The sequence below is a fragment of the Pseudomonas cichorii genome, assembly GCF_019719005.1.
Taxonomy (GTDB): Bacteria; Pseudomonadota; Gammaproteobacteria; order Pseudomonadales; family Pseudomonadaceae; genus Aquipseudomonas; species Aquipseudomonas cichorii_E.
Window position 1 is genome coordinate 26,043 of sequence record NZ_JAIGPJ010000013.1, and the last position, 21,978, is coordinate 48,020.

A 21,978-nucleotide genomic window follows, 5' to 3' on the forward strand; every position below is an offset into this window, starting at 1 on the left:
CTGGAACCTTCGGCGAATGAATTCGTTCCGGCCGGGGTGGGAGCGAATTCATTCGCGAAAGGGTTACGAAGTGCGCCAGGTAATCTCTTCTTCCCCATCGGCGCTGATGCGAATCCAGCGATCGGCAGCATCATCGCTTTCTTCTTCGACCCAGGTCCCCGGCGCGCAGCGTACTTCGACATTGAGGGCGGCGAAGGCAGCGCGGGCGCAGGCGATGTCGTCTTCCCACGGGGTTTGGTCGCTTTCCAGGTACAGGCTGTTCCATTTGCCGACTGCTTTTGGCAACCAGGTCACAGGAACATTGCCGGCCTTGCACTTCCAGGTCTGGCCTTTCTGGGTCCAGTCGCTGCAAGGGCCGAGCGCGGCGCCGAGCCATTGGGCAATGGCCTTGTGATCGACGTCTTCGTCTTTGAGGTAAATCTCGATATCGGGTTGGCGCATGGGGGCCTCACTTGAATGCTACAGCAGCACGAAATAATCGTAGCGCATGGAAACGGTGACCTTGAACGGTCCGGGATGCTCGATGACAGCCGTGCGGCGCTCGGCGCTGGCACGCCATCCATGGGGCGTCATGGCCAGCAGGTCGGCGCGGGACTGCCCGTCGATCAGCTTCAGGGTGTAGCGCAGGGTTTCGCTGTGTTGTAACTGCATGCCTTCCGGCACCAGAGCCAGGTGCTTGTCGTCAGCGTAATCGCGCACTTCATCGTAGAGCCGCTGGCGCAGCTCCATCAGGTGTTCGTTGGTGGGGCCGACGCGCATCAGTCCGCCGCCGGGAGTCAGCAAACGCTTGGCTTCTTTCCAGTCCAGAGGGCTGAAAACGCTGGCCAGAAACTGGCAGCTGGCATCTGGCATTGGCACACGGGCCATGCTGGCGACCATCCAGGTCAGCTTCGGGTTACGGCGGCAGGCGCGCTTGACCGCTTCGCGGGAAATATCCAGCGCATAGCCATCGGCATCAGGCAGGGCCTCGGCGATCTGCGCTGTGTAGTAACCCTCGCCACAGCCGATATCCAGCCAGCGAGCCGGGGCACGTTCTGCAGCCAGTTCGGCCAGACGCTGAGCCACCGGCGCGTAATGCCCTGAATTCAGGAAGTCGCGTCGGGCCTCGACCATGGCCTGATTGTCGCCAGGATCACGGCTGTTCTTGTGCTGCACCGGCAACAGGTTCAGATAGCCCTGACGTGCACGGTCGAAGCGATGATTGGCTGGGCAGACCACGCCATTGTCGGCGGCGCCCAGAGGCGCTGAACAGATTGGGCAGGTCAGCATCAGGCGAGCAACTTGACCATGGTCTGGTAGTAGATCTCGGTCAGGACATCGAGATCGCTGGCCAGGATGCGTTCGTTGACCTGGTGGATGGTCGCGTTGACCGGCCCCAGTTCAACCACCTGAGTCCCCAGGGTCGCGATAAAGCGGCCATCCGACGTGCCGCCGCTGGTGGACGCCTTGGTTTCGCGACCGGTGACCTGCTTGATGCTGGCCGAAACCGCGTCCAGCAATGCGCCGGGCTCGGTGAGGAAAGGCAGGCCCGACAGCGCCCAGTCTACGTGCCAGTCCAGACCGTGTTTGTCGAGGATGGTGGCGACACGCTGTTGCAGACCTTCGACGGTGGATTCGGTCGAGAAGCGGAAGTTGAATACCGCCACCAGATCACCGGGGATCACGTTGGTCGCGCCAGTGCCCGAATTGAGGTTGGATATCTGGAAGCTGGTCGGCGGGAAAAAGGCATTGCCATCGTCCCAGTGCTCGGCGGCCAGTTCGGCCAGCGCCGGAGCGGCCAGATGAATCGGGTTCTTCGCCAGATGCGGGTAGGCCACATGGCCCTGAATGCCGCGCACGGTGAGCTTGGCGCCCAGGGAGCCGCGACGTCCGTTCTTTACCACATCGCCCACCAGCGTGGTGCTCGACGGTTCGCCGACGATGCACCAGTCCAGACGCTCCTTGCGTGCCGCCAGACGTTCAACCACTGCTTTGGTGCCATGGTGTGCCGGGCCTTCTTCGTCGCTGGTGATCAGGAATGCCACCGAACCCTGGTGGTCGGGGTAATCGCTGACGAAACGCTCGCACGCCACCACCATCGCCGCCAGACTGCCTTTCATGTCCGCTGCGCCACGACCGCAGAGCATGCCGTGCTCATCGATCAGTGCATCGAACGGATCAGTCTGCCAGGCTTGGACCGGGCCGGTGGGAACCACATCGGTGTGACCGGCGAAGCACAGCACCGGACCTTCGCTGGTGCCATGGGTGGCCCAGAAGTTGTCGACATCTTCGATGCGCATCGGCTCCAGCTTGAAGCCCGCATCGCCCAGGCGTTGCATCATCACGGTCTGGCAATCGGCATCGACCGGAGTGACCGAAGGACGGCGAATCAGGTCGCAGGCGAGTTGAAGCGTGGGCGAAAGGTCGGCTGGGGCTGTCATGAACAGAACTCCGGGAACAAGGCTGTGGGCGCGAAAAGGCGGATATCTTAAAGCAAAACGAAGTTAAACGCCGTTCATGACCGCTGTTCGATACCCGGACCTTCAATTACGCTGTCATTTGCGCATGAATATTGCCCCGGTCAGTGATGCCACAAGCGCCAGCAGGCCACCGAGCAGGAACGCCGCGCCATAGCCACCGCTCAAGGCTTCAAGTGCGGTGTGGCCTGCTTCTGTGAGTCGTTCGCTGTAATGCGAAGCCAGGCTGCTGATAATCGCCAGACCCAGCGCGCCTCCCATCATGAAAGAGGTATTGACGATGCCCGAAGCGATACCTTCTTCGCCGGTCTTTGCATCACTCATGGCGGCCACCAGTATCGGGTTGAAACCCATGCCGGCACCCACGCCGATCAGCAGCATCCCCGGCAGGATCTCCAGCAGGAAATTGCCATCGACGGGTGCCCTGGCCAGCAGGAAAAGACCTGCGGCGGCGAGCGCGAGCCCAAGAACCAGCGGCAGTTTGGCGCCGTAGCGAATGATGAGCCTTGAAGACAGGAGCAAAGAACACAGGGCCATCACCAGATTGGCCGGAAGAAACGCCAGACCGACTTCAAGAGGTGAGTAGTCCAGTACTTGTTGAAGGTACAGGGCACAAAGAAAAAACCAGGCAAACATGGAAGTTGCCCAAAGCATCCCGATGAAGTTTGCCGTTGTCAGATTTCTTGAGCGGAAAAGACGTACAGGAATCAGAGGAACTTTCGTACAAAGTTCTATCCCGATAAATACAATGAACATTAGGCTTGCCAAGGTCAGTTGGCTTACTGTTGTTTTAGAAGTCCAGCCAATATGATTGCCATTCATGATTGCATAAACGGCCAATATCAACGCTGCAATTATTGTAATGGCACCTGCTATGTCCAGGGCGCCTTTTTCTGTTATTCCGGCAGGTGGAAGCAAGCGTCGACTCAGTGCGAGAACAAGAACGCCTATCGGCAGATTGATCAGGAAAATCGCATACCACTCATAAAGGTCGGTCAGGACGCCACCGAGTAGTACACCGATGCTGCCGCCACCGGTACACACGAAGCTGTAGGCACCAATGGCTTTTGCACGTTCGTGCGGGTCTGTGAACAGGCGAATGATGAGCGACAGCGCCGTCGAGGTCAGCAGTGCACCGCCAAAGCCTTGAAGTGCGCGGGCTGCGATAAGCGTCTCTTGAGTCGTTGCGATACCGCAGGCCAGTGATGCCAGGGTAAACAGGCTGGTCCCCCAGACGAAAATCACCCGCTGCCCATACAGATCGCCAAGGCGACCACCCAGTAGCAGGAAGCCGCCAAAGGTCAGCAGATAGACATTGATGACCCATGTCAGCGAGACATCATCAAAGCCCAGGTCCAGCTTGATGGAGGGGAGTGCGACGTTAACGATCGTTGTATCCAGCACGATCATCAGGGTTGCCAGACAGATAACGGTTAACGCTTGCCAGCGCTTTTCGTGAAAGGCTACTTGCTCCTGATGTGAATCAGGCGAGTGGGTGTTAAGGGTGCTCATGAATATGCATCCGTTTTTGGTTTTTCTGATTGCACAGAGGTGAAGTTGTCCGAGGCGTCAGGGTATGGAACTCTTGGGGGCAGTGTGTTGCTGTACTGATCCTGGTTTATAAACAAAATAATTCGGTGAGGAGGTATATATATTTAGTTGAGGTGAATTTTTTGATGTGCATACCCATGTTTTTTGCATATTTGGCGCGTTATTTTTTATCTTCACGCTCGGTGCTCCGCAGGCAGTGATGGCAAACCGGGCGATGAGAAGGGTGCCGCGCCTCTGCCAAACCTCTTATAATGCGCGCCGGTTTTTCGGGGTAATTGACATGAGCACAGAAGATCCACGGTTCGCAGGCATCGCCCGTTTGTACGGCATCGAGGGGCTGGAGCGCTTGCGTGCAGCTCATGTGGCCGTGGTCGGTATCGGCGGCGTGGGTTCATGGGCGGCCGAGGCCATGGCGCGCTGCGGTGTGGGCGAAATTTCCCTGTTCGATATGGATGACGTCTGCGTCAGCAACAGCAATCGCCAGTTGCATGCGCTGGACAGCACGGTAGGGCGGCCCAAGGTCGAGGTCATGGCCGAACGCATAAAGGCCATCAACCCTGCGTGTACGGTGCATGCTGTCAGCGACTTCGTGACCCGGGACACCATGGCGGATTACATCACCCCGGACCTGGACTTCGTGATCGACTGCATCGACAGCGTCAATGCCAAGGCTGCGCTGATTTCATGGTGCAAGCGACGCAAGATCCAGATCGTGACCACGGGCGGCGCGGGCGGGCAGATCGACCCGACCCAGATTCAGGTGTGCGACCTGAACCGCACTTTCAACGATCCGCTGGCCTCCAAGGTGCGCTCGACCCTGCGTCGCGAATACGGTTTTTCCCGCACGCCGAATCGCCACTACAGCGTGCCTTGTGTGTTTTCCAGTGAACAACTGCGCTATCCAAAGCCTGATGGCAGCATCTGCCTGCAGAAGCGTTTTGTGGGCGATGGCGTGAAGCTCGACTGCGCGGGAGGTTTCGGCGCGGTGATGATGGTGACGGCGACCTTCGGCATGGTCGCGGCCACCCGGGCCATCGACAAGCTGGTGGCCGGAACACGACGCCCGTCCGAGCGTGCAAAACCGGTTTCGGTCCCGCCGCCTCAGGCGTGAGCCAGTTGCCGCATCTTTTGCAGCACGGCGTTGAGGCCGTTGCTGCGCGAAGGTGACAGCTGGCGACTCAGGCCCAATTGGTTGAACCAGTCGGGCAGGTCTACTTCCAGCAGCTCCTGCTCCGACAGGCCGTTGACCCGCTCCAGCAGCAGTGCCACCAGGCCACGAATCAGCCGGGCATCGCTGGCGGCACGAAACTGCCAGCGCCCCTCGCTGACAGTGCCCAGTAGCCAGACCTTGCTTTCACAGCCATGCACCCGATGCTCTTCGGACTTTTCGTCGTCGCTCAGTGCGGGCAACCGGTCGCCCCATTGCATCAGCAGGCGAGCGCGTTGTTCCCAGCCTTGAAGCTGGCTGAAGGTGTCCAGCGCGGTTTGCGCACCTGTGGTCAGGGTCATCGCAGCAACTCCAGCGCCTGATCCAGAGCGCTGAAAAAGCGCAGCAAGTCATCCGAATCGTTGTATAGGCCAAGTGATACACGGATTGCGCCCGGCAGCCCGAGACTCTTGAGCAGCGGCATCGCGCAATGATGGCCAGCGCGCACGGCAATGCCCTGTTCGGTCAGCAGGTGAGCCAGATCGGCGTTATGCACGCCATCGACCACGAAGCTGACCAGCGCCAGTTCCGGCGAACCCAGCACGCGAATACCTTCGCGCTGTTGCAAGCCTTCCAGAAGACGCTGATGCAGTCGGGCTTCATGCTCGGCCACGGCCTGCTGATCCAGACTGTCCAGATAATCCAGCGCCGCGCCCAGACCGATCACGCTGGCAATCGGCGGCGTACCGGCCTCGAAACCCAGGGGCGCTGGACGGAAGCTGGCCTGTTGATAATCGGCGTCGAGCACCATCTCACCGCCGTATTGCCAGTGCTTCAGGCGTGGCAGTGCCGTGTTGCTTGCATACAGCACGCCGAGCCCGTCCGGGCCGTAGAGCTTGTGGCTGGAAAACACATAGAAGTCGCAACCCAGTTCCTGTACATCATGCCGACCATGGACCACGCCCTGCGCACCATCCACCACCGTCAATGCGCCTTGCGCCCTGGCCAGTTCCATCAGGCGCGGCAAGGGCTGCCAGGCACCGAGTACGTTGGAGAGCTGACTCACCGCCAGCAGGCGCGTGCGTGGGCCGATCAGCGTGGTGGCAGCATTCAGATCGATCAGGCCATGGCTGTCGAGGGGCAGGACCACCAGTTTCAGGTTGCGGCGCTGGGCCAGTTGCTGCCAGGGCAACAGATTGGCGTGGTGTTCCAGAGCGCTGATGACAATCTCGTCGCCTTCTACAAACTCCTGCTCCAGGCCGTAGGCCAGCAGGTTGAGGGCTGAGGTCGCGCCATGGGTGAAAATGATCTGGCCGGATTCATGGGCGTTCAGCCAGTGAGCGACCTTGTAGCGGCTGTCCTCGAACGCCTGAGTGGCGTGGGCACCGGGTAAATGCTGCGCACGATGCACATTGGCGGCACCGTTTGCGTAGTAATGGGTCAGGGCATTGATCAATGCCTGGGGTTTTTGCGTGGTTGCAGCGCTGTCCAGATAGGTCTGGCCCTGGCGCTGAAGGGCGTCGATGGCAGGAAAGTCAGCGCGCCATGGAGAAATGAGGGGCATTGTTCATCCTGCTCGATGGAGCGGGTACAGGGTGTGAAACCCTGTACCCGGACACGGCATCAGTTATGAGCGTGCAGTGCTTCGTTCAGCTCGATGGCCGACTTGTGGGTCTTGCATTCCACCGCGCCGGTCTGCGAGTTGCGACGGAACAGCAGGTCAGTCTGGCCTGCCAGATCGCGGGCCTTGACGACTTTGACCAGCTCGTTGTTTTCATCGAGCAGAGCGACCTTGGTGCCAGCGGTGATGTACAGACCGGCTTCGACGGTATTGCGGTCGCCCAACGGAATGCCGATACCGGCGTTGGCACCGATCAGGCAGCCTTCGCCAACCTTGATGACGATATTGCCGCCACCGGACAGAGTGCCCATGGTGGAGCAACCGCCGCCCAGATCCGAGCCCTTGCCGACGAAGACGCCTGCCGAAACACGGCCTTCGATCATGCCCGGACCTTCGGTACCGCCGTTGAAATTGACGAAACCTTCATGCATCACGGTGGTGCCTTCGCCCACGTAGGCACCCAGGCGAACACGGGCGCTGTCAGCGATACGCACGCCGCTCGGCACGACGTAGTCGGTCATTTTCGGGAACTTGTCGACCGAGAAGACTTCCAGCAGCTCGCCTTTCAGGCGTGCTTCGAGTTGACGCTCGGCCAGTTCGGCCAGATCCACGGCACCCTGGCTGGTCCATGCAACGTTTGGCAGCAGCGGGAAGATACCGGCCAGGTTCAGACCGTGTGGCTTGGCCAGACGATGGGACAGCAGATGCAGCTTGAGGTAAGCCTCAGGCGTTGAAGTCAGGGGCGCGTCTTCTGCCAGCAGCGTGGCAACCAGCGGCTTGTGGCTTTCAGCCAGGCGAGTCAGCAGGGCGGCTTGAGCGGCATCGACGTGTTTGACCGCATCGGCCAGTTTCGAGGCCTGGTCGGTGTTGAACGCAATGGCCTGGTTGCCAGTGGTGTAGCCCAGGACCGGAGCGATGGCAGCAATCAGTTCTGCCGACGGGTTGATCAGCGGCTGAGCGTAAAAGACTTCCAGCCACGCGCCTTGACGGTTTTGAGTGCCGACACCGAAGGCCAGGCTGAACAGGGTAGTAGACATGCAAATTCCTCTTGCCAATTAAAGGGCCATCTCAATCAGGCGATGGCCGTTGCATACAGGTCGGGTTTGAAACCAATCAGGGTTTTATCGCCAAGATCCAGCACCGGGCGCTTGATCATCGACGGCTGCGCGAGCATCAGTTCGATTGCCTTGGCCTGATCGAGATCGGCCTTCTGTCCGTCATCGAGCTTGCGAAAGGTCGTCCCCGCGCGGTTCAGCACCACTTGCCAGCCGTGTTCATCGCACCACTGCGTCAGGTGCTCACGGTCAATGCCAAGGGTCTTGTAATCATGAAACTCGTAGCTCACAGCATGTTCATCGAGCCAGGTACGAGCTTTTTTCATCGTGTCGCAGGCTTTGATGCCGTATAGACAAATGCCTTTGCTGCCATCGGCGGAATTTCCCATTGCCCAAATGCCTCATGCATTCTGAAAAACAGCCGATGATTATGCCACGTCAATCCACTGCACGCCTCGATGTCGCGGTACAGATCCATAAAGCATCAGCAACAAGATCTGTTCTGAAAGGCGAAGCGCCCGAATGCGATGAATTGGGCGCTTCATGACTAAAACAGATTCAATTTTGTTCAGGAATAAGCAGTTTTACTTCTTTTTCATCGGCTTGAGCGGTGATTTTCTCCACCGCTCAGCAGCTTCTTCCAGGCATTGCCAGTAGGTATCTATGTGCGATTTTTCGCGAACGGCCTCAATGAATGGGCGTGCTTGGTCATACATGCGGATCACTACGTTGTAATTCGCCTCGCGAAGCATGCATTCGTCATAGATGTTTTGTCGAACGCCTACAAAAACACGTTCCCAATGGTTGAGAACATAGCGAACGCTCCTGGCTTGTTCGGCGTATGCCGGAGCGCCCATTGCAAGGGTCCGGATATTCAGGTCTGTGCCGTTGTGCAGTTCCTGAAGGCATTTGTAACCTTCTGTCAGTCGGTCATCTGCTCTGGTGCCGAAAAGCAGGTCTGCCGTTTGTTTCTTTTTTGCTGTGGACTTGACGCTCAGCACTGAGGTGATGGCCACAGTTACCGCTACAAACAGCATCAGCCCTCTAAACCATTCGGCCGCCAAGACCTGAGAAATACATTCCCAAAACATAGAAATCCCGTTCATCCTTTTCCTTGAGGCATCAAAAAAGGAGGCTCTAGCCTCCTTTTTTTGACACGATGTAGCTATTAGAAGCCTTCATACTCGTCATACGCGATGGTGTTAATTACATTCATCTCTCAGTCCCTCTCGCTCGCTTCTTGGCGCGCCAATCGCGCCAAGCTTTGGCTGGCCCTTATCCTTGGGTGGCACCAGAAGACATTTCAGGACCTTTTTTAGCAAATTAATTTACCAACGGCTAATTAATTTACTTTATGTCGCAAACCTCTACGGCCACCGAACACTGCTACACAGTGTTTCCTCGGGGGGTTGACCTGTCCAATACTGTCCGGTTCCTTGCTTCCCGGGCGTGCCATGGAGTCGCAGCACTCAGCGAGTGATAAAGGCGCGAATCCGCTCGGCGGCTTCGATGCATTCGGCCAGTGGTGCAACCAGTGCCAGGCGTACGCGGCCTGCGCCAGGGTTGACGCCATTGGCTTCGCGGGACAGGTAGGAGCCCGGTACAACCGTTACATGCTGGTCGGCGAACAGGTCGCGGCAGAATTCGGCGTCGTCCTTGCCCACGTTTGGCCACAGGTAGAAACCACCATCCGGGCGTTGGACATCCAGCACGGGGGCGAGGATTTCCAGGACTGCGTCGAACTTCTCGCGATACAGGTCGCGGTTGGCGCGTACGTGCTCTTCGTCATTCCAGGCTGCAATACTGGCCAGTTGGGTCTGAACCGGCATGGCGCAGCCGTGGTAGGTGCGGTACAGCAGGAAAGCCTTGAGGATGTCGGCGTCACCGGCCACGAAGCCCGAACGCAGGCCTGGCAGGTTGGAGCGCTTGGACAGGCTGTGGAAGACCACGCAACGCTTGAAGTCCTGGCGGCCCAGTTCGGCGCAGGCGGTGAGCAGGCCGGGCGGAGGTGTCTGCTCGTCGAAGTACAATTCGCTGTAGCACTCGTCCGCGGCGATCACGAAATCGTATTCGTCGGCCAGGGCAATCAGCTTTTTCAGGGTCGGCAGTGGAATCAGCGCGCCAGTCGGATTACCGGGCGAGCACAGGAACAGGATCTGGCAGCGCTTCCAGATATCCGGTGTGACCGCATCGAAATCAGGGTTGAAACCGTTCTCGCTCAGGCAGGGCAGGTAGTGCGGCTGAGCGCCGGCCAGGAACGCTGCGCCTTCGTAGATCTGGTAGAACGGGTTGGGGCTGACCACCAGGCCATCGTCGCTGCGGTTGACCACGGTCTGGGTGAAGGCAAACAGCGCTTCGCGGGTGCCGTTGACCGGCAGGACGTTGCGCGCCGGGTCGATCCAGCCTTCGGGCACATTGAAACGACGGTTGCACCAGCCGGCAATGGCTTCGCGCAGGGCCGGGATCCCCAGCGTCGTCGGATAGACCGCCATTTGATCGAGGTTGTCGGCCAGGGCCTTGGCGACGAACTCGGGTGAACGATGCTTCGGCTCGCCGATGGACAAGGCCACGGGGCGCTTGTCCGGGTTGGGCGTCACGCTGCCGAGCAGGGCGCGAAGCTTCTCGAACGGGTAAGGCTGAAGCTGTTGCATGGCGTTGTTCATGATGCTGGGTCCTTAATGGCTGAGCGCCGAGTCGATTCGTTAGATACTGATCCGCAAGCTGCTGTCCGGCTCTGAATTGACACTCAATTGCTTGGCGATGGCTTCCTGCAGGCGGCTGCATAACTGAGGATCAGACAGTGGTTGATTGTTGGCGTCGGTGATGAAAAACACGTCTTCCACTCGCTCTCCCAGGGTCGCGATCTTGGCGTTCTGCAGGGACAGGTCGAACTCCAGAAAAATCTTGCCGATGCGTGCCAGCAGTCCCGGGCGATCGGGGGCCAGCAGTTCCAGCACGGTCACCGGGCGTTGAGCATCGTTGTGGATGGTCACCTGGGGCTCGAAGGCAAAATGCTTGAGCTGGCGCGGTACACGACGCTTGATGATGGTCGGGTAGTTGTCCGGGGTGCGCAGCGCTTCGGCCAGGCCGTCACGGATTTGCCGGGTTCGCTCGGGGTTGTCGCCGATTGAACCGCCATCGTTGTCCAGCACGATATAGGTATCGAGGGTGAACTGGCTGCTGGACGTAATGATGCGCGCGTCATGGATGTTCAGGTTCAACTGGTCCATCGCGGCCACGGTCACAGCGAAGAAGTCATGCTGGTCCGGTGCGTAGATGAAAATCTGGGTACCGCCCTCGAACTCGCGCTGGGTGGTTTCCTTGATCAGCACCAGCGGGCCGCCATCGGCAGGCTGCTGCAGGATGGCATCGCTGTGCCAGGCCACATCGCCAGCGGTATGGCGCAGGAAGTAATCGTCACCCAAGGCTGACCAGAGCTGTTCCACGTCGTCCGGGTCGATGCCGTTGCGCACCAGGATGTCCAGGGCGGCAATCTGCGTACGACGAATCTGTTCCTCGCGGTCGACCGGGTTTTCCAGTCCGCGGCGCAAGGCCCGCTTTGTTTCGGTATACAACTGGCGCAACAGGCTGGCGCGCCAGGAGTTCCAGAGCGTCGGGTTGGTTGCGTTGATGTCGGCGACGGTCAGCACATAGAGGTAATCCAGATGCACCTCGTCGCCGACGAACTGCGCGAAGTCGTGGATGACCTGAGGGTCGGAAAGGTCCTTGCGCTGCGCGGTGGTGGACATCACCAGATGGTTGCTGACCAGCCAGACGATCAGGCGTGTGTCCCATGCTGGCAGATGGTGGCGTATGCCGAAGGCCTCGGCATCCACGGCGCCCAGTTCGGAGTGGTCGCCGCCGCGTCCTTTGCCGATGTCGTGATACAGGCCGGCCAGATAAGCGAGCTCCGGCTTGGGCAGGCGCGCCATGAGCTTGCTGGCCAGCGGGAATTTCTCGGCTACATCGGCGTATTGCAGCCTGCGCATGTGCTTGATCAGGTTCAGCGTGTGCGCATCCACCGTATAGATGTGGAACAGGTCATGCTGCATCTGGCCCACGATATGGCCGAATTCGGGCAGGTACAGGCCCAGGATTCCATAGCGGTTCATTCGGCGCAGGTTGCGGTGGATGCCTTGCTCGCACTTGAACAGCTCGATGAACAGGCTGGTATTGCGGATATCGTTGCGGAAATCGTCGTTGATCAGGTGCCGGTGTTCGCGCAGCAGGCGAATCGTGTCGGCTCGCACGCCCTTGATCTCCGGGCGTTGAGCCATCAGCACGAAGATTTCGATCATGGCGAACGGCGTGCGCTTGAAAACGTTCGGCTTCGTGGCTTCGATATAACCGTCATGCAACTGGAAGCGTGAATTGATCGGCTGCGTGCTGCTGCCGTCATCCTCCACCAGAATGACTTCTTCAAAGTGCTGGATGATCAGGTCGCTCAGTTCGGCGATGCTCATGACTACGCGGTAGTACTTCTGCATGAAGCGTTCGATGGCCAGCTTCGCGTCGCTGTCCTGATAGCCCAGCAGGCCAGCGATGCTGCTCTGGTAATCGAACAGCAGCCTGTCTTCGGATCGCCCGGCCAGCATGTGCAGGGCGTAGCGCACTTTCCAGAGAAATTCCTGGGAGGAGGCCAGCAGGTTGTTCTCGCTTTCCAGCAGGAAGCCTTCACCCGCCAGTGCGCGCAGGTTCAGGGTGCCGTATTGGCGCCGGGCGACCCAGAGGATGGTCTGGATGTCCCGCAGGCCACCGGGGGAACCTTTGACGTTGGGCTCCAGGTTGTATTCGGTGTCGTTGTATTTGTGGTGCCGTTTCTTCTGTTCGGAGCGTTTGGCCAGGAAGAAGTCCTTGCTAGGCCACATATGCTGCGTGCTGGTGACTTCCAGCATCCGCTGGCGCAGGTGCTCGGGGCCGGCGATGGTGCGGCTTTCCATCAGATTGGTGATGACGGTCAGGTCGGCCAGGCTTTCCTGGGCGCACTCATCCACAGAACGCACGCTTTGCCCGACTTCAAGGCCGATGTCCCACAGCAGGGTCAGGAAGCGCTCGATGGAGTCGCGAAAGACTTCGTGATCGGCGCTGTCCAGCAGGATCAGCAGGTCGATATCCGAATAAGGATGCAGTTCGCCACGACCGTAGCCGCCGACCGCCAGCAGGGCGATGTCGGCGTCTTCGCTCCAGTCGAACTGATCCCAGGCCTGTTGCAGGATGTTATCCACGAACCAGGCCCGATCCTCGATCAGGCGGCGAATATTCCGGCCTTCGCGAAAGCGCTCGTCGAGCACGTCACGCGCTTTGCGGATGGCTTTCTTGAAAGCGGCGATGGGGCTTGCTTTCAAGGCCAGTTCGGCCTGGAACTGGCCGCGGTCGAACAAATCGGGATCCACCTGCGGCATGGAACGGCTTTCCTTTATATCTATATCTGGCTGTGCGGGCTTGGTGTCGGGCGAACAGGTCGTGTCAGGCTGATGTCCGCGCGATGGTGTCATCGCTGCGCAGGGTGAAAATCTCATAGCCGTCAGCGGTCACCAGAATCGTGTGCTCCCATTGTGCAGAGAGTTTGCGGTCCTTGGTGATGGCGGTCCAGCCGTCGCCGAGAATCTTGGTGTCGGCGCGACCCTGGTTGATCATCGGCTCGATGGTGAAGGTCATGCCTTCAAGCAGCTCGATGCCGGTGCCAGCCTCGCCATAATGCAGTACCTGTGGTTCTTCGTGAAAGACCTTGCCGATGCCGTGGCCGCAGAATTCACGAACGACGGAAAAGCCGTTCTTTTCGGCGTGCTTCTGGATCACTGAGCCGATATCCCCCAGGCGCGTGCCCGGACGGACGATCTCGATGGCTTTGTACAGGCATTCCTGGGTGATCTTCGACAGGCGCTCGGCCCACTCAGGCACCTTGCCGACGTGGAACATCTTGCTGGTGTCGCCGTGATAACCGTCCTTGATGACGGTGATGTCGATATTCAGGGTGTCGCCATTCTTGAGCTGCTTCTCGCCGGGAATGCCATGACAGACCACATGGTTGATCGAGGTGCAGATCGACTTGGGGAAGCCTTTGTAGTTGAGCGGCGCCGGAATCGCCTGTTGCTCGTTGACGATGTAGTCGTGGCAGATGCGGTCGAGCTCTTCGGTGGTGACACCGGGCTTGACGTGGGGGGTGATCATTTCCAGTACTTCGGCGGCCAGACGACCGGCGATGCGCATCTTTTCGATGTCTTCTGGAGTCTTGAGGGTCACGGTCATTCGAATTTCTCTCTGCGTGGTTGCACGCGGTCAATGCGAAAAGTGACGATTCTATCAGACCCGGGCTCATGACTAGCGCTTCCTTCTATAAAGGAAACACTGGGGAATCTGTCTGTTTTCAAAAGGATGGAGAAACAAGCGTGTGATTCGGGTTTCGCTGGCTTTCCTTTTGTGATATAAAATGCGCCGCTTTCCAAGGTCCGTCCTGGAAGCTTAAACCCACACACGTGTCGACACGATGACCTGGGTGCCTTTGGCGGCTCGCCACTGGTTGGTCATTGGGATACGTGGAGGCCTAACCCGACTTATCAAGGAACTATCATGTCCCAAGTCAATATGCGCGATATGCTGAAGGCCGGTGTGCACTTCGGTCACCAAACCCGTTACTGGAATCCGAAAATGGGCAAGTACATTTTCGGCGCGCGTAACAAGATTCACATCATCAACCTTGAAAAAACCCTGCCAATGTTCAACGAAGCTCTGACTTTCGTTGAGCGCCTGGCTCAGGGCAAAAACAAGATTCTGTTCGTCGGCACCAAGCGTTCCGCTGGCAAGATCGTTGCTGAAGAAGCGGCACGTTGCGGTTCGCCGTACGTCGATCACCGCTGGTTGGGCGGCATGCTGACCAACTTCAAGACCATCCGTCAGTCGATCAAACGTCTGCGCGAGCTGGAAGTACAGGCTGAAGACGGTACTTTCGCCAAGCTGACCAAGAAAGAAGCCCTGATGCGCACCCGTGATCTGGAAAAACTGGATCGCAGCCTGGGTGGTATCAAGGACATGGGCGGTCTGCCTGATGCACTGTTCGTTATCGACGTTGATCACGAGCGCATTGCTATCACCGAAGCCAACAAGCTGGGCATCCCGGTTATCGGCGTAGTCGATACCAACAGCAGCCCGGAAGGCGTTGACTACATCATCCCGGGCAACGATGACGCAATCCGCGCTATCCAGCTGTACATGGGTTCGATGGCTGACGCTGTTATCCGTGGTCGCAACAATGTCGCTGGCGGCACCGACGTATACGTCGAAGAAGCTCCAGCTGCAGCAGCTGTAGAAGGCTGAGTAACAAACGCTTAGCGTTTACTCAGTACGCGAAAAGGGGGCTTGGCCCCCTTTTTGCCCCCTCGAAAATGATTTGTTGGCGTGACCGTGGGCTGCTTGTCATGTGTTGCTGTCACCCTGATTTTTCAAGAATTTGAACGCCCGTTTACCCGGGTGGAATGGTTGAAAACCTATCCAAGAGGATTTTGAAATGGCAGAGATTACTGCAGCGTTGGTCAAAGAACTGCGCGAGCGTACCGGCGAAGGCATGATGGATTGCAAAAAGGCCTTGACCAAGGCTGGCGGCGACATCGAAAAAGCCATCGACGACATGCGTGCTTCCGGCGCCATCAAGGCTGCCAAGAAAGCAGGCAACGTTGCTGCTGAAGGCGCTATCGGCGTTAAAGTCGGTGCGGACGGCAAAGCTGCTGTCATCATCGAAGTCAACTCCCAGACCGACTTCCTGGCTCTGCAGGACGACTTCAAGAACTTCGTGAACAGCAGCATCGAAAAAGCTTTCGCTGACAAGCTGACTGACGCAGCTCCGCTGATCGAAGCTCAGGAGGCCGAGCGTACCGCCCTGGTTGCCAAAGTTGGCGAAAACGTCAACATCCGTCGCCTGGCTCGCATCGAAGGTGACGTGGTCAATGCTTACCTGCACGGCAACAAGATCGGTGTAGTCGTGGCTCTGAAAGGCGGTGACGCCGAGCTGGCCAAAGACATCGCCATGCACGCTGCTGCAAGCAACCCTGAGTTCCTGCTGCCTTCGGAAGTTTCGGCTGAAGCGATCGAGCGCGAGAAGGGCGTCTTCCTGCAACTGAACGAAGACAAGATCAAAGGCAAGCCTGCTGAAATCGTCGAGAAAATGGTGAGCGGTCGTATCACCAAGTTCCTGGCCGAAGCCAGCCTGGTCGAGCAAGCATTCGTCAAGAACCCGGAAATCACCGTGGGTGCTCTGGCGAAGAAAGCTGGCGCTGAAATCGTTTCTTTCACCTACTTCAAAGTGGGCGAAGGCATCGAGAAGCCAGTCGACAACTTCGCTGAAGAAGTTGCTGCTCAAGTAGCTGCAAGCCAGAAGTAAGACGGTTTTACAACTGTCGCCCCAAAGAGGCTGCCCGCTCACGCGCGCGGCCTCTTTGTCAAAAAAGAAAGGGAATTTCCCTTTGAGAATTGGCCGGTAAGGCTGCATTCTCCAGACGCTCTTGCAGCGTCAAGCTAGAGTAAGCGCAGGTCTGAAACGGCCCGCACAGATTTTTTTCAGAAAACGCCGCAGGAGAGATTCGCAATGGCTCAGCAGGGCAGTGGTTATCAGGCTCGCTATAAACGCATTCTACTCAAGCTTAGCGGCGAGGCCCTGATGGGGTCGGAAGATTTCGGTATCGACCCCAAGGTACTGGATCGCATGGCGCTGGAAGTTGGCCAGTTGGTGGGTATCGGCGTTCAGGTCGGGCTGGTTATCGGTGGTGGCAACCTGTTCCGTGGCGCAGCCCTGAGTGCTGCCGGTATGGATCGGGTAACGGGTGATCACATGGGCATGCTGGCCACTGTGATGAATGCCCTGGCAATGCGTGACGCGCTGGAGCGGGCCAACATCTCGGCTATCGTGATGTCCGCCATCTCCATGATGGGCGTGACCGATCATTACGATCGTCGCAAGGCCATGCGCCATCTCAATTCCAAGGAAGTCGTCATCTTTGCTGCCGGAACCGGCAATCCGTTTTTCACTACGGATTCGGCTGCCTGCCTGCGAGCGATCGAAATCGATGCCGATGTCGTCCTCAAGGCGACCAAGGTCGATGGCGTCTACACCGCAGACCCGTTCAAGGACCCGAATGCCGAGAAGTTCGATCATCTGTCTTACGATGAAGTGCTGGATCGCAAGCTGGGTGTAATGGATCTGACGGCTATCTGCCTGTGTCGCGATCACAAGATGCCGTTGCGCGTCTTCAACATGAACAAGCCCGGCGCCCTGCTGAATATCGTACATGGCGGCGCTGAAGGAACCCTGATCGAGGAAGTTCAACAATGATCAACGAAATCAAGAAAGACGCTCAGGCGCGTATGCAGAAAAGCCTGGAGTCACTGGCTCATGCATTTGGCCAGATTCGTACCGGCAAGGCTCACCCAAGCATCCTGGGTAGTGTAATGGTTCCTTACTACGGCGCTGACACCCCTTTGAGTGGTGTTGCCAACGTGACGGTCAAAGACTCCCGTACCCTGCAAGTCGTGGCTTTCGAGCGCAACATGCTCGCAGCCGTCGACAAGGCGATCCAGAGTGCAGGCCTGAACCTGAACCCGACCAACCTTGGCGAGATGCTGCTGATCTCCATGCCTGCCCTTACTGAGGAAACCCGCAAGGGCTTCACCAAGCAGGCACGCAGTGCTGCTGAAGATGCTCGCGTTGCCGTGCGCAACATTCGCCGTGACGCGTTGGGTGAGCTGAAGAAGCTGGTCAAGGACAAGGAAATCAGCGAAGACGAAGAGCGTCGCGCGTCCACTGATATCCAGAAACTGACTGACAAGGCTGAGGCAGATATCGACTCGGCGACGAAGCAGAAAGAAGCAGACCTGATGGCCGTATAAGGTTCGGGGCGCTTTCATGGAAAAGACAAAACCGGCCGCATCGTCTTCGGTGCCGCGTCATGTCGCGATTATCATGGATGGTAATAATCGCTGGGCCAAGAAGCGTCTGCTGCCAGGTGTTGCTGGTCACAAGGCAGGCGTTGATGCCGTGCGTGCGGTCATTGAGGTGTGTGCCGAGGCCAAGGTCGAGGTGCTGACGTTATTCGCGTTCTCCAGCGAAAACTGGCAGCGTCCGGCTGAGGAGGTCGGGGCCTTGATGGAGTTGTTCTTCACGGCCCTGCGGCGCGAAACCCGTCGTCTGAACGAGAATGGCATCAGCCTGCGCATCATTGGTGATCGCTCGCGCTTCCATCCCGAGCTTCAGGCGGCCATGCGTGAGGCGGAGCAGCAGACGGCTGGCAACAGCAGTTTCGTCCTGCAGATCGCGGCCAATTACGGTGGGCAGTGGGATATCGCCCAGGCCGCCCAGCGTCTGTCCCGCGAGGTTCAGGCCGGGCATCTGCAGCCTGAAGACATCACTCCCGAACTGTTGCAGACCTGTCTGGCAACCGGCGATCTGCCGTTGCCGGACCTGTGCATCCGTACGGGTGGCGAGCACCGTATCAGTAACTTCCTGCTCTGGCAGTTGGCTTATGCCGAGCTGTATTTTTCCGACCTGTTCTGGCCGGACTTCAAACACGATGCCATGCGCGCTGCGCTGGCCGATTTCGCTTCGCGCCAACGTCGCTTCGGTAAAACCAGCGAACAGGTCGAAGCTGGAGCCCGGGTTTAATGCTGAAACAACGGATCATCACTGCGCTCATCCTGCTGCCGGTCGCTCTTTGCGGGTTCTTCCTGCTCAAAGGCGCCGACTTCGCCCTGTTCATCGGTCTGGTCGTGGTGCTGGGTGCCTGGGAATGGGCAAGGCTGGCAGGGCTTGTTTCCCAGGGCATGCGAGTGGCTTATGCCGCTGCAGTCGCCTTGTTGCTGTTTCTCATGTATCTGGTGCCGGGCCTTGCGCCCTGGATTCTCGTTGCGGCAGTTATCTGGTGGTGTGCGGCGACCTTTCTGGTTCTGACATTCCCCGACTCCAGTGATTACTGGGCGAGTGCTGCCTGCAAACTGGTCATTGGTCTGTTGATCCTGCTGCCTGCCTGGCAAGGACTTATCCTTATCAAGCAATGGCCTCTGGGCAATGGATTGATTCTGGCGGTCATGGTGCTGGTATGGGCGGCGGACATTGGCGCCTATTTCTCCGGCAAGGCATTTGGCAAGCGCAAGCTGGCACCCAAGGTCAGTCCGGGTAAAAGCTGGGAAGGTGTCTATGGTGGTCTGGTGGTCAGTCTGCTCATTACTGCTGGCGTAGGTCTTTCCCGCGGCTGGTCGGTTTCGCAGTTGATCGTCGCTCTTCTGGGCGCGGCTGCCATCGTCCTGATTTCCGTAGTTGGCGACCTGACCGAAAGCATGTTCAAGCGTCAGGCCGGCGTCAAGGACAGCAGCAACCTGCTGCCCGGTCATGGCGGCGTGCTGGATCGTATCGACAGCCTGACGGCTGCCATTCCGGTTTTTGCCGTGCTGCTCTGGGCTGCTGACTGGGGTGTGCTGTGAAGCCGCAACAGATCACCGTCCTGGGTGCTACCGGTTCGATTGGTCTCAGCACGCTGGATGTCATCGCTCGTCATCCGGGCCGGTATCAGGTTTTCGCACTGACCGGCTTCACCCGCCTGAAGGAATTGCTGGCGTTATGCATCGCGCACACGCCGCGTTTTGCCGTGGTGCCTACCCAGGATGTCGCCCGCAAGTTGCAGGATGATCTTGCTGCTGCCGGGCTCGATACTCGTGTGCTGGTGGGTGAGGACGGATTGTGTGAAGTGTCCGCGCATCCTCAGGTCGATGCTGTCATGGCGGCCATTGTCGGTGCAGCCGGTCTGCGGCCGACGCTTGCGGCCGTCGAGGCAGGCAAGAAGGTTCTGCTGGCAAACAAGGAAGCGCTGGTCATGTCCGGTGCCCTGTTCATGCAGGCCGTCCGGCAAAGCGGTGCGGTGCTGTTGCCTATCGACAGTGAGCACAATGCGATCTTTCAATGCCTGCCGGGAGATTTTTTCCGTGGCCTGAGTGCTGTGGGTGTCAGGCGCATTCTCCTGACCGCGTCGGGAGGGCCGTTTCGCAAGACGCCTTTGACGCAACTGCATGACGTTACCCCCGAGCAGGCCTGCGCGCATCCTGTCTGGTCCATGGGGCGCAAGATCTCCGTGGATTCGGCGACCATGATGAACAAGGGGCTTGAGCTGATCGAAGCCTGCTGGCTGTTCGATGCTCGCCCGGAGCAGGTTGAAGTCGTCATTCATCCCCAGAGCGTGATCCACTCGATGGTGGATTATGTAGACGGCTCTGTATTGGCGCAGCTTGGCAATCCGGACATGCGTACCCCGATTGCCAATGCGCTGGCCTGGCCGCAGCGGATGGATTCTGGCGTTTCGCCGCTGGACCTGTTCCGTATCGGCCAGCTGGATTTCGAAGAGCCTGACGAGGAGCGTTTTCCGTGCCTGCGTCTGGCCCGGCAGGCGGCTCAGGCAGGAGGAAGTGCTCCGGCCATGCTCAATGCTGCGAATGAAGTGGCTGTCGCTGCATTTCTCGACAGGCGTATTGGTTATCTGGAAATCGCGGGTATGATCGAGGAAGTGCTGAATCTCGAGCCTGCCGTTGCGGTCGAAGAGCTCGATGCGGTGTTTGCGGCCGATGCAAAGGCGCGTGTTCTGGCAGGGCTTTGGCTGGAACGAAACGGACGATAACTGAACATGGATGACAGGGTCGATGTGATGCATCGGGAGCAGGCTTTTGCGGCTGCGATGATAAACACAGTTGCCGGCATCCCGGCACCCGGAGAAGGTTGATGAGCGCGCTATATATGATCATTGGCACCCTGATTGCTCTGGGTGTGCTGGTTACCTTTCACGAATTCGGTCACTTCTGGGTGGCCCGGCGTTGTGGCGTCAAGGTTCTCCGCTTTTCGGTGGGGTTCGGTACGCCGCTGGTTCGCTGGCATGACCGCCATGGGACCGAGTTCGTCGTGGCAGCGATTCCTCTGGGCGGCTACGTCAAGATGCTCGATGAACGCGAAGGTGATGTGCCTGAGCATCTGGCTGATCAGTCGTTCAATCGCAAGACTGTGTATCAGCGCATTGCCATCGTCATTGCCGGCCCTGCCGCCAACTTTCTGCTGGCCATCGTGTTTTTCTGGGCGCTGGCCATGCTGGGCAGCCAGCAGGTTCGTCCGGTCATCGGTGCAGTGGAGGCGGGCAGTATCGCTCAGCAGGCCGGTCTGAACCCTGGCCAGGAAATCGTTTCGGTAGACGGCAAGGCAACTTCGGGCTGGTCTGCCGTCAATCTTCAACTGGTCCGTCGCCTTGGCGAGAGCGGCACCATTGCGGTCAAGGTTCGCGATGAGGGCTCGACGGTGGATACCGCGCACACCCTGACGCTTGATAACTGGCTCAAGGGTGCCGAAGAGCCTGATCCGATCCGCTCCCTGGGTATTCGCCCATGGCGTCCGGCCCTGGCACCGGTATTGGCTGAACTCGATCCCAAAGGCCCTGCCCAGGCGGCAGGTCTGAAAACCGGCGATCTGCTGCTGGCAGTCGATGGCAAGCCGCTCAACGAATGGCAACAGGTCGTCGACTGGGTCCGCGAGCGCCCGGATGCAAGAATTTCTCTGCGAATCGAACGTGACGGTGCGCAACTCGACGTTCCGCTGACCCTGGCGGCGCGTGGCGAGGGCAAAGCCGCAACGGGTTACCTGGGTGCCGGTGTCAAAGGTGTCGACTGGCCGCCAGAGATGTTGCGCGAGGTCAGTTACGGTCCTCTGGCCGCTGTGGCCGAGGGTGCCAGCCGTACCTGGAACATGAGTGTGCTGACACTGGATTCGCTCAGGAAAATGTTGTTCGGCGAGCTCTCGGTAAAAAACTTGAGTGGACCGATAACCATTGCTAAAGTGGCGGGCGCTTCAGCCCAGTCAGGCATTGGCGATTTCCTGAACTTCCTTGCTTATCTGAGCATAAGCCTGGGGGTTCTGAATCTATTGCCGATTCCTGTGCTTGATGGCGGGCATTTGCTGTTTTATCTGATCGAGTGGGCGCGTGGTCGCCCCCTTTCGGAAAAGGTACAAGGTTGGGGAGTTCAGATCGGTATCAGTCTGGTGGTGGGCGTCATGTTGCTCGCGCTGGTCAACGATCTGGGACGACTGTAAGTCCTTGCTGTGTTGCGAAATCTGCCGCATTTTGCGGCAGTTTGTTT

The 21,978-nt window shown here is 58.5% G+C and carries 21 protein-coding genes; 9 read left to right on the forward strand and 12 right to left on the reverse strand.

The features are described 5' to 3' along the window. Positions 1-63 precede the first annotated feature (63 nt). The 4 genes from K5D32_RS12145 to K5D32_RS12160 form a co-directional block, all read right to left on the reverse strand. Positions 64-441 (reverse strand): hypothetical protein, encoded by a 378-nt coding sequence (locus K5D32_RS12145; protein ID WP_201003606.1) that lies wholly within the window; start codon positions 439-441, stop codon positions 64-66. An 18-nt stretch (positions 442-459) separates the two neighbouring features. After that, the gene (locus K5D32_RS12150; RefSeq protein WP_221576751.1) at positions 460-1,269 is read right to left on the reverse strand and encodes a putative RNA methyltransferase; all 810 of its coding nucleotides are present in this window, start codon (positions 1,267-1,269) and stop codon (positions 460-462) included. Beyond that, positions 1,269-2,420, reverse strand: a complete 1,152-nt coding sequence (gene dapE / locus K5D32_RS12155) for a succinyl-diaminopimelate desuccinylase (protein WP_221600462.1) — start codon at positions 2,418-2,420, stop codon at positions 1,269-1,271. The genes K5D32_RS12150 and dapE overlap by 1 nt, the downstream gene beginning before the upstream one ends. Positions 2,421-2,534: 114 nt before the next feature. Then, positions 2,535-3,968, reverse strand: coding sequence for a DHA2 family efflux MFS transporter permease subunit (locus K5D32_RS12160; protein WP_221600465.1), 1,434 nt, complete (start codon positions 3,966-3,968; stop codon positions 2,535-2,537). 319 nt (positions 3,969-4,287) lie between these two features. Between K5D32_RS12160 and tcdA the strand changes: the two genes are divergently transcribed. Beyond that, the gene (gene tcdA, locus K5D32_RS12165) at positions 4,288-5,118 is read left to right on the forward strand and encodes a tRNA cyclic N6-threonylcarbamoyladenosine(37) synthase TcdA (protein WP_221600467.1); all 831 of its coding nucleotides are present in this window, start codon (positions 4,288-4,290) and stop codon (positions 5,116-5,118) included. On the opposite strand, the gene K5D32_RS12170 is transcribed toward tcdA, so the two are convergent. The 8 genes from K5D32_RS12170 to map form a co-directional block, all read right to left on the reverse strand. Continuing rightward, entirely contained in the window at positions 5,109-5,516 is a 408-nt protein-coding gene (locus tag K5D32_RS12170) for a SufE family protein (protein ID WP_221576755.1), read from the reverse strand. The two genes, tcdA and K5D32_RS12170, sit on opposite strands and share 10 nt — an antisense overlap. After that, positions 5,513-6,718 (reverse strand): aminotransferase class V-fold PLP-dependent enzyme, encoded by a 1,206-nt coding sequence (locus K5D32_RS12175; protein WP_221600469.1) that lies wholly within the window; start codon positions 6,716-6,718, stop codon positions 5,513-5,515. Before K5D32_RS12175 ends, K5D32_RS12170 begins: the two co-directional genes overlap by 4 nt. A gap of 59 nt (positions 6,719-6,777) precedes the next feature. Continuing rightward, entirely contained in the window at positions 6,778-7,812 is a 1,035-nt protein-coding gene (gene dapD / locus K5D32_RS12180) for a 2,3,4,5-tetrahydropyridine-2,6-dicarboxylate N-succinyltransferase (protein ID WP_221600471.1), read from the reverse strand. Between the two features lie 35 nt (positions 7,813-7,847). Next, complete coding sequence (locus K5D32_RS12185; protein WP_038399760.1) at positions 7,848-8,219, reverse strand: ArsC family reductase; 372 nt, start codon at positions 8,217-8,219, stop codon at positions 7,848-7,850. Positions 8,220-8,414: 195 nt separating this feature from the next. Next, positions 8,415-8,936, reverse strand: coding sequence for a DUF4760 domain-containing protein (locus tag K5D32_RS12190; protein WP_221600473.1), 522 nt, complete (start codon positions 8,934-8,936; stop codon positions 8,415-8,417). 363 nt (positions 8,937-9,299) lie between these two features. Further along, positions 9,300-10,493, reverse strand: a complete 1,194-nt coding sequence (gene dapC / locus K5D32_RS12195) for a succinyldiaminopimelate transaminase (protein ID WP_025258941.1) — start codon at positions 10,491-10,493, stop codon at positions 9,300-9,302. Between the two features lie 39 nt (positions 10,494-10,532). Further along, positions 10,533-13,232: a [protein-PII] uridylyltransferase gene (locus K5D32_RS12200; RefSeq protein ID WP_221600475.1), complete on the reverse strand. Its 2,700-nt coding sequence runs from the start codon at positions 13,230-13,232 to the stop codon at positions 10,533-10,535. 64 nt (positions 13,233-13,296) lie between these two features. After that, the gene (map, locus tag K5D32_RS12205; protein WP_025258943.1) at positions 13,297-14,079 is read right to left on the reverse strand and encodes a type I methionyl aminopeptidase; all 783 of its coding nucleotides are present in this window, start codon (positions 14,077-14,079) and stop codon (positions 13,297-13,299) included. Positions 14,080-14,400: 321 nt separating this feature from the next. Between map and rpsB the strand changes: the two genes are divergently transcribed. The 8 genes from rpsB (at position 14,401) to rseP (ending at position 21,931) form a co-directional block, all read left to right on the forward strand. Beyond that, complete coding sequence (gene rpsB, locus K5D32_RS12210; RefSeq protein WP_025258944.1) at positions 14,401-15,144, forward strand: 30S ribosomal protein S2; 744 nt, start codon at positions 14,401-14,403, stop codon at positions 15,142-15,144. A gap of 190 nt (positions 15,145-15,334) precedes the next feature. After that, entirely contained in the window at positions 15,335-16,204 is an 870-nt protein-coding gene (gene tsf, locus K5D32_RS12215) for a translation elongation factor Ts (protein ID WP_025258945.1), read from the forward strand. Positions 16,205-16,408: 204 nt separating this feature from the next. Next, positions 16,409-17,152: a UMP kinase gene (pyrH, locus tag K5D32_RS12220; RefSeq protein ID WP_025258946.1), complete on the forward strand. Its 744-nt coding sequence runs from the start codon at positions 16,409-16,411 to the stop codon at positions 17,150-17,152. Then, positions 17,149-17,706, forward strand: a complete 558-nt coding sequence (gene frr / locus K5D32_RS12225; protein WP_221576761.1) for a ribosome recycling factor — start codon at positions 17,149-17,151, stop codon at positions 17,704-17,706. The genes pyrH and frr overlap by 4 nt, the downstream gene beginning before the upstream one ends. A 16-nt stretch (positions 17,707-17,722) precedes the next feature. Next, complete coding sequence (gene uppS, locus K5D32_RS12230; RefSeq protein WP_221600477.1) at positions 17,723-18,478, forward strand: polyprenyl diphosphate synthase; 756 nt, start codon at positions 17,723-17,725, stop codon at positions 18,476-18,478. Further along, on the forward strand, positions 18,478-19,293 hold the full coding sequence (locus K5D32_RS12235; protein ID WP_025258949.1) for a phosphatidate cytidylyltransferase: 816 nt from the start codon (positions 18,478-18,480) through the stop codon (positions 19,291-19,293). Before uppS ends, K5D32_RS12235 begins: the two co-directional genes overlap by 1 nt. Beyond that, positions 19,290-20,477, forward strand: a complete 1,188-nt coding sequence (gene ispC / locus K5D32_RS12240) for a 1-deoxy-D-xylulose-5-phosphate reductoisomerase (protein ID WP_221600479.1) — start codon at positions 19,290-19,292, stop codon at positions 20,475-20,477. The genes K5D32_RS12235 and ispC overlap by 4 nt, the downstream gene beginning before the upstream one ends. A gap of 101 nt (positions 20,478-20,578) precedes the next feature. Beyond that, the gene (gene rseP, locus K5D32_RS12245; RefSeq protein ID WP_025258951.1) at positions 20,579-21,931 is read left to right on the forward strand and encodes a sigma E protease regulator RseP; all 1,353 of its coding nucleotides are present in this window, start codon (positions 20,579-20,581) and stop codon (positions 21,929-21,931) included. The last annotated feature ends 47 nt before the right edge of the window (positions 21,932-21,978 follow it).

Excerpts from the sequence above, each read along its gene's own strand:
- K5D32_RS12235 (WP_025258949.1), top strand. The coding sequence starts at position 18,478 with ATGCTGAAACAACGGATCATCACTGCGCTCATCCTGCTGCCGGTCGCT.
- rpsB (WP_025258944.1), top strand. The coding sequence starts at position 14,401 with ATGTCCCAAGTCAATATGCGCGATATGCTGAAGGCCGGTGTGCACTTC.
- tsf (WP_025258945.1), top strand. The coding sequence starts at position 15,335 with ATGGCAGAGATTACTGCAGCGTTGGTCAAAGAACTGCGCGAGCGTACC.
- K5D32_RS12200 (WP_221600475.1), bottom strand. The coding sequence starts at position 13,232 with ATGCCGCAGGTGGATCCCGATTTGTTCGACCGCGGCCAGTTCCAGGCC.
- K5D32_RS12145 (WP_201003606.1), bottom strand. The coding sequence starts at position 441 with ATGCGCCAACCCGATATCGAGATTTACCTCAAAGACGAAGACGTCGAT.
- rseP (WP_025258951.1), top strand. The coding sequence starts at position 20,579 with ATGAGCGCGCTATATATGATCATTGGCACCCTGATTGCTCTGGGTGTG.
- dapC (WP_025258941.1), bottom strand. The coding sequence starts at position 10,493 with ATGAACAACGCCATGCAACAGCTTCAGCCTTACCCGTTCGAGAAGCTT.
- K5D32_RS12170 (WP_221576755.1), bottom strand. The coding sequence starts at position 5,516 with ATGACCCTGACCACAGGTGCGCAAACCGCGCTGGACACCTTCAGCCAG.
- K5D32_RS12185 (WP_038399760.1), bottom strand. The coding sequence starts at position 8,219 with ATGGGAAATTCCGCCGATGGCAGCAAAGGCATTTGTCTATACGGCATC.
- dapD (WP_221600471.1), bottom strand. The coding sequence starts at position 7,812 with ATGTCTACTACCCTGTTCAGCCTGGCCTTCGGTGTCGGCACTCAAAAC.
- map (WP_025258943.1), bottom strand. The coding sequence starts at position 14,079 with ATGACCGTGACCCTCAAGACTCCAGAAGACATCGAAAAGATGCGCATC.
- K5D32_RS12150 (WP_221576751.1), bottom strand. The coding sequence starts at position 1,269 with ATGCTGACCTGCCCAATCTGTTCAGCGCCTCTGGGCGCCGCCGACAAT.
- pyrH (WP_025258946.1), top strand. The coding sequence starts at position 16,409 with ATGGCTCAGCAGGGCAGTGGTTATCAGGCTCGCTATAAACGCATTCTA.
- K5D32_RS12190 (WP_221600473.1), bottom strand. The coding sequence starts at position 8,936 with ATGAACGGGATTTCTATGTTTTGGGAATGTATTTCTCAGGTCTTGGCG.
- frr (WP_221576761.1), top strand. The coding sequence starts at position 17,149 with ATGATCAACGAAATCAAGAAAGACGCTCAGGCGCGTATGCAGAAAAGC.
- tcdA (WP_221600467.1), top strand. The coding sequence starts at position 4,288 with ATGAGCACAGAAGATCCACGGTTCGCAGGCATCGCCCGTTTGTACGGC.
- K5D32_RS12160 (WP_221600465.1), bottom strand. The coding sequence starts at position 3,968 with ATGAGCACCCTTAACACCCACTCGCCTGATTCACATCAGGAGCAAGTA.
- dapE (WP_221600462.1), bottom strand. The coding sequence starts at position 2,420 with ATGACAGCCCCAGCCGACCTTTCGCCCACGCTTCAACTCGCCTGCGAC.
- K5D32_RS12175 (WP_221600469.1), bottom strand. The coding sequence starts at position 6,718 with ATGCCCCTCATTTCTCCATGGCGCGCTGACTTTCCTGCCATCGACGCC.
- uppS (WP_221600477.1), top strand. The coding sequence starts at position 17,723 with ATGGAAAAGACAAAACCGGCCGCATCGTCTTCGGTGCCGCGTCATGTC.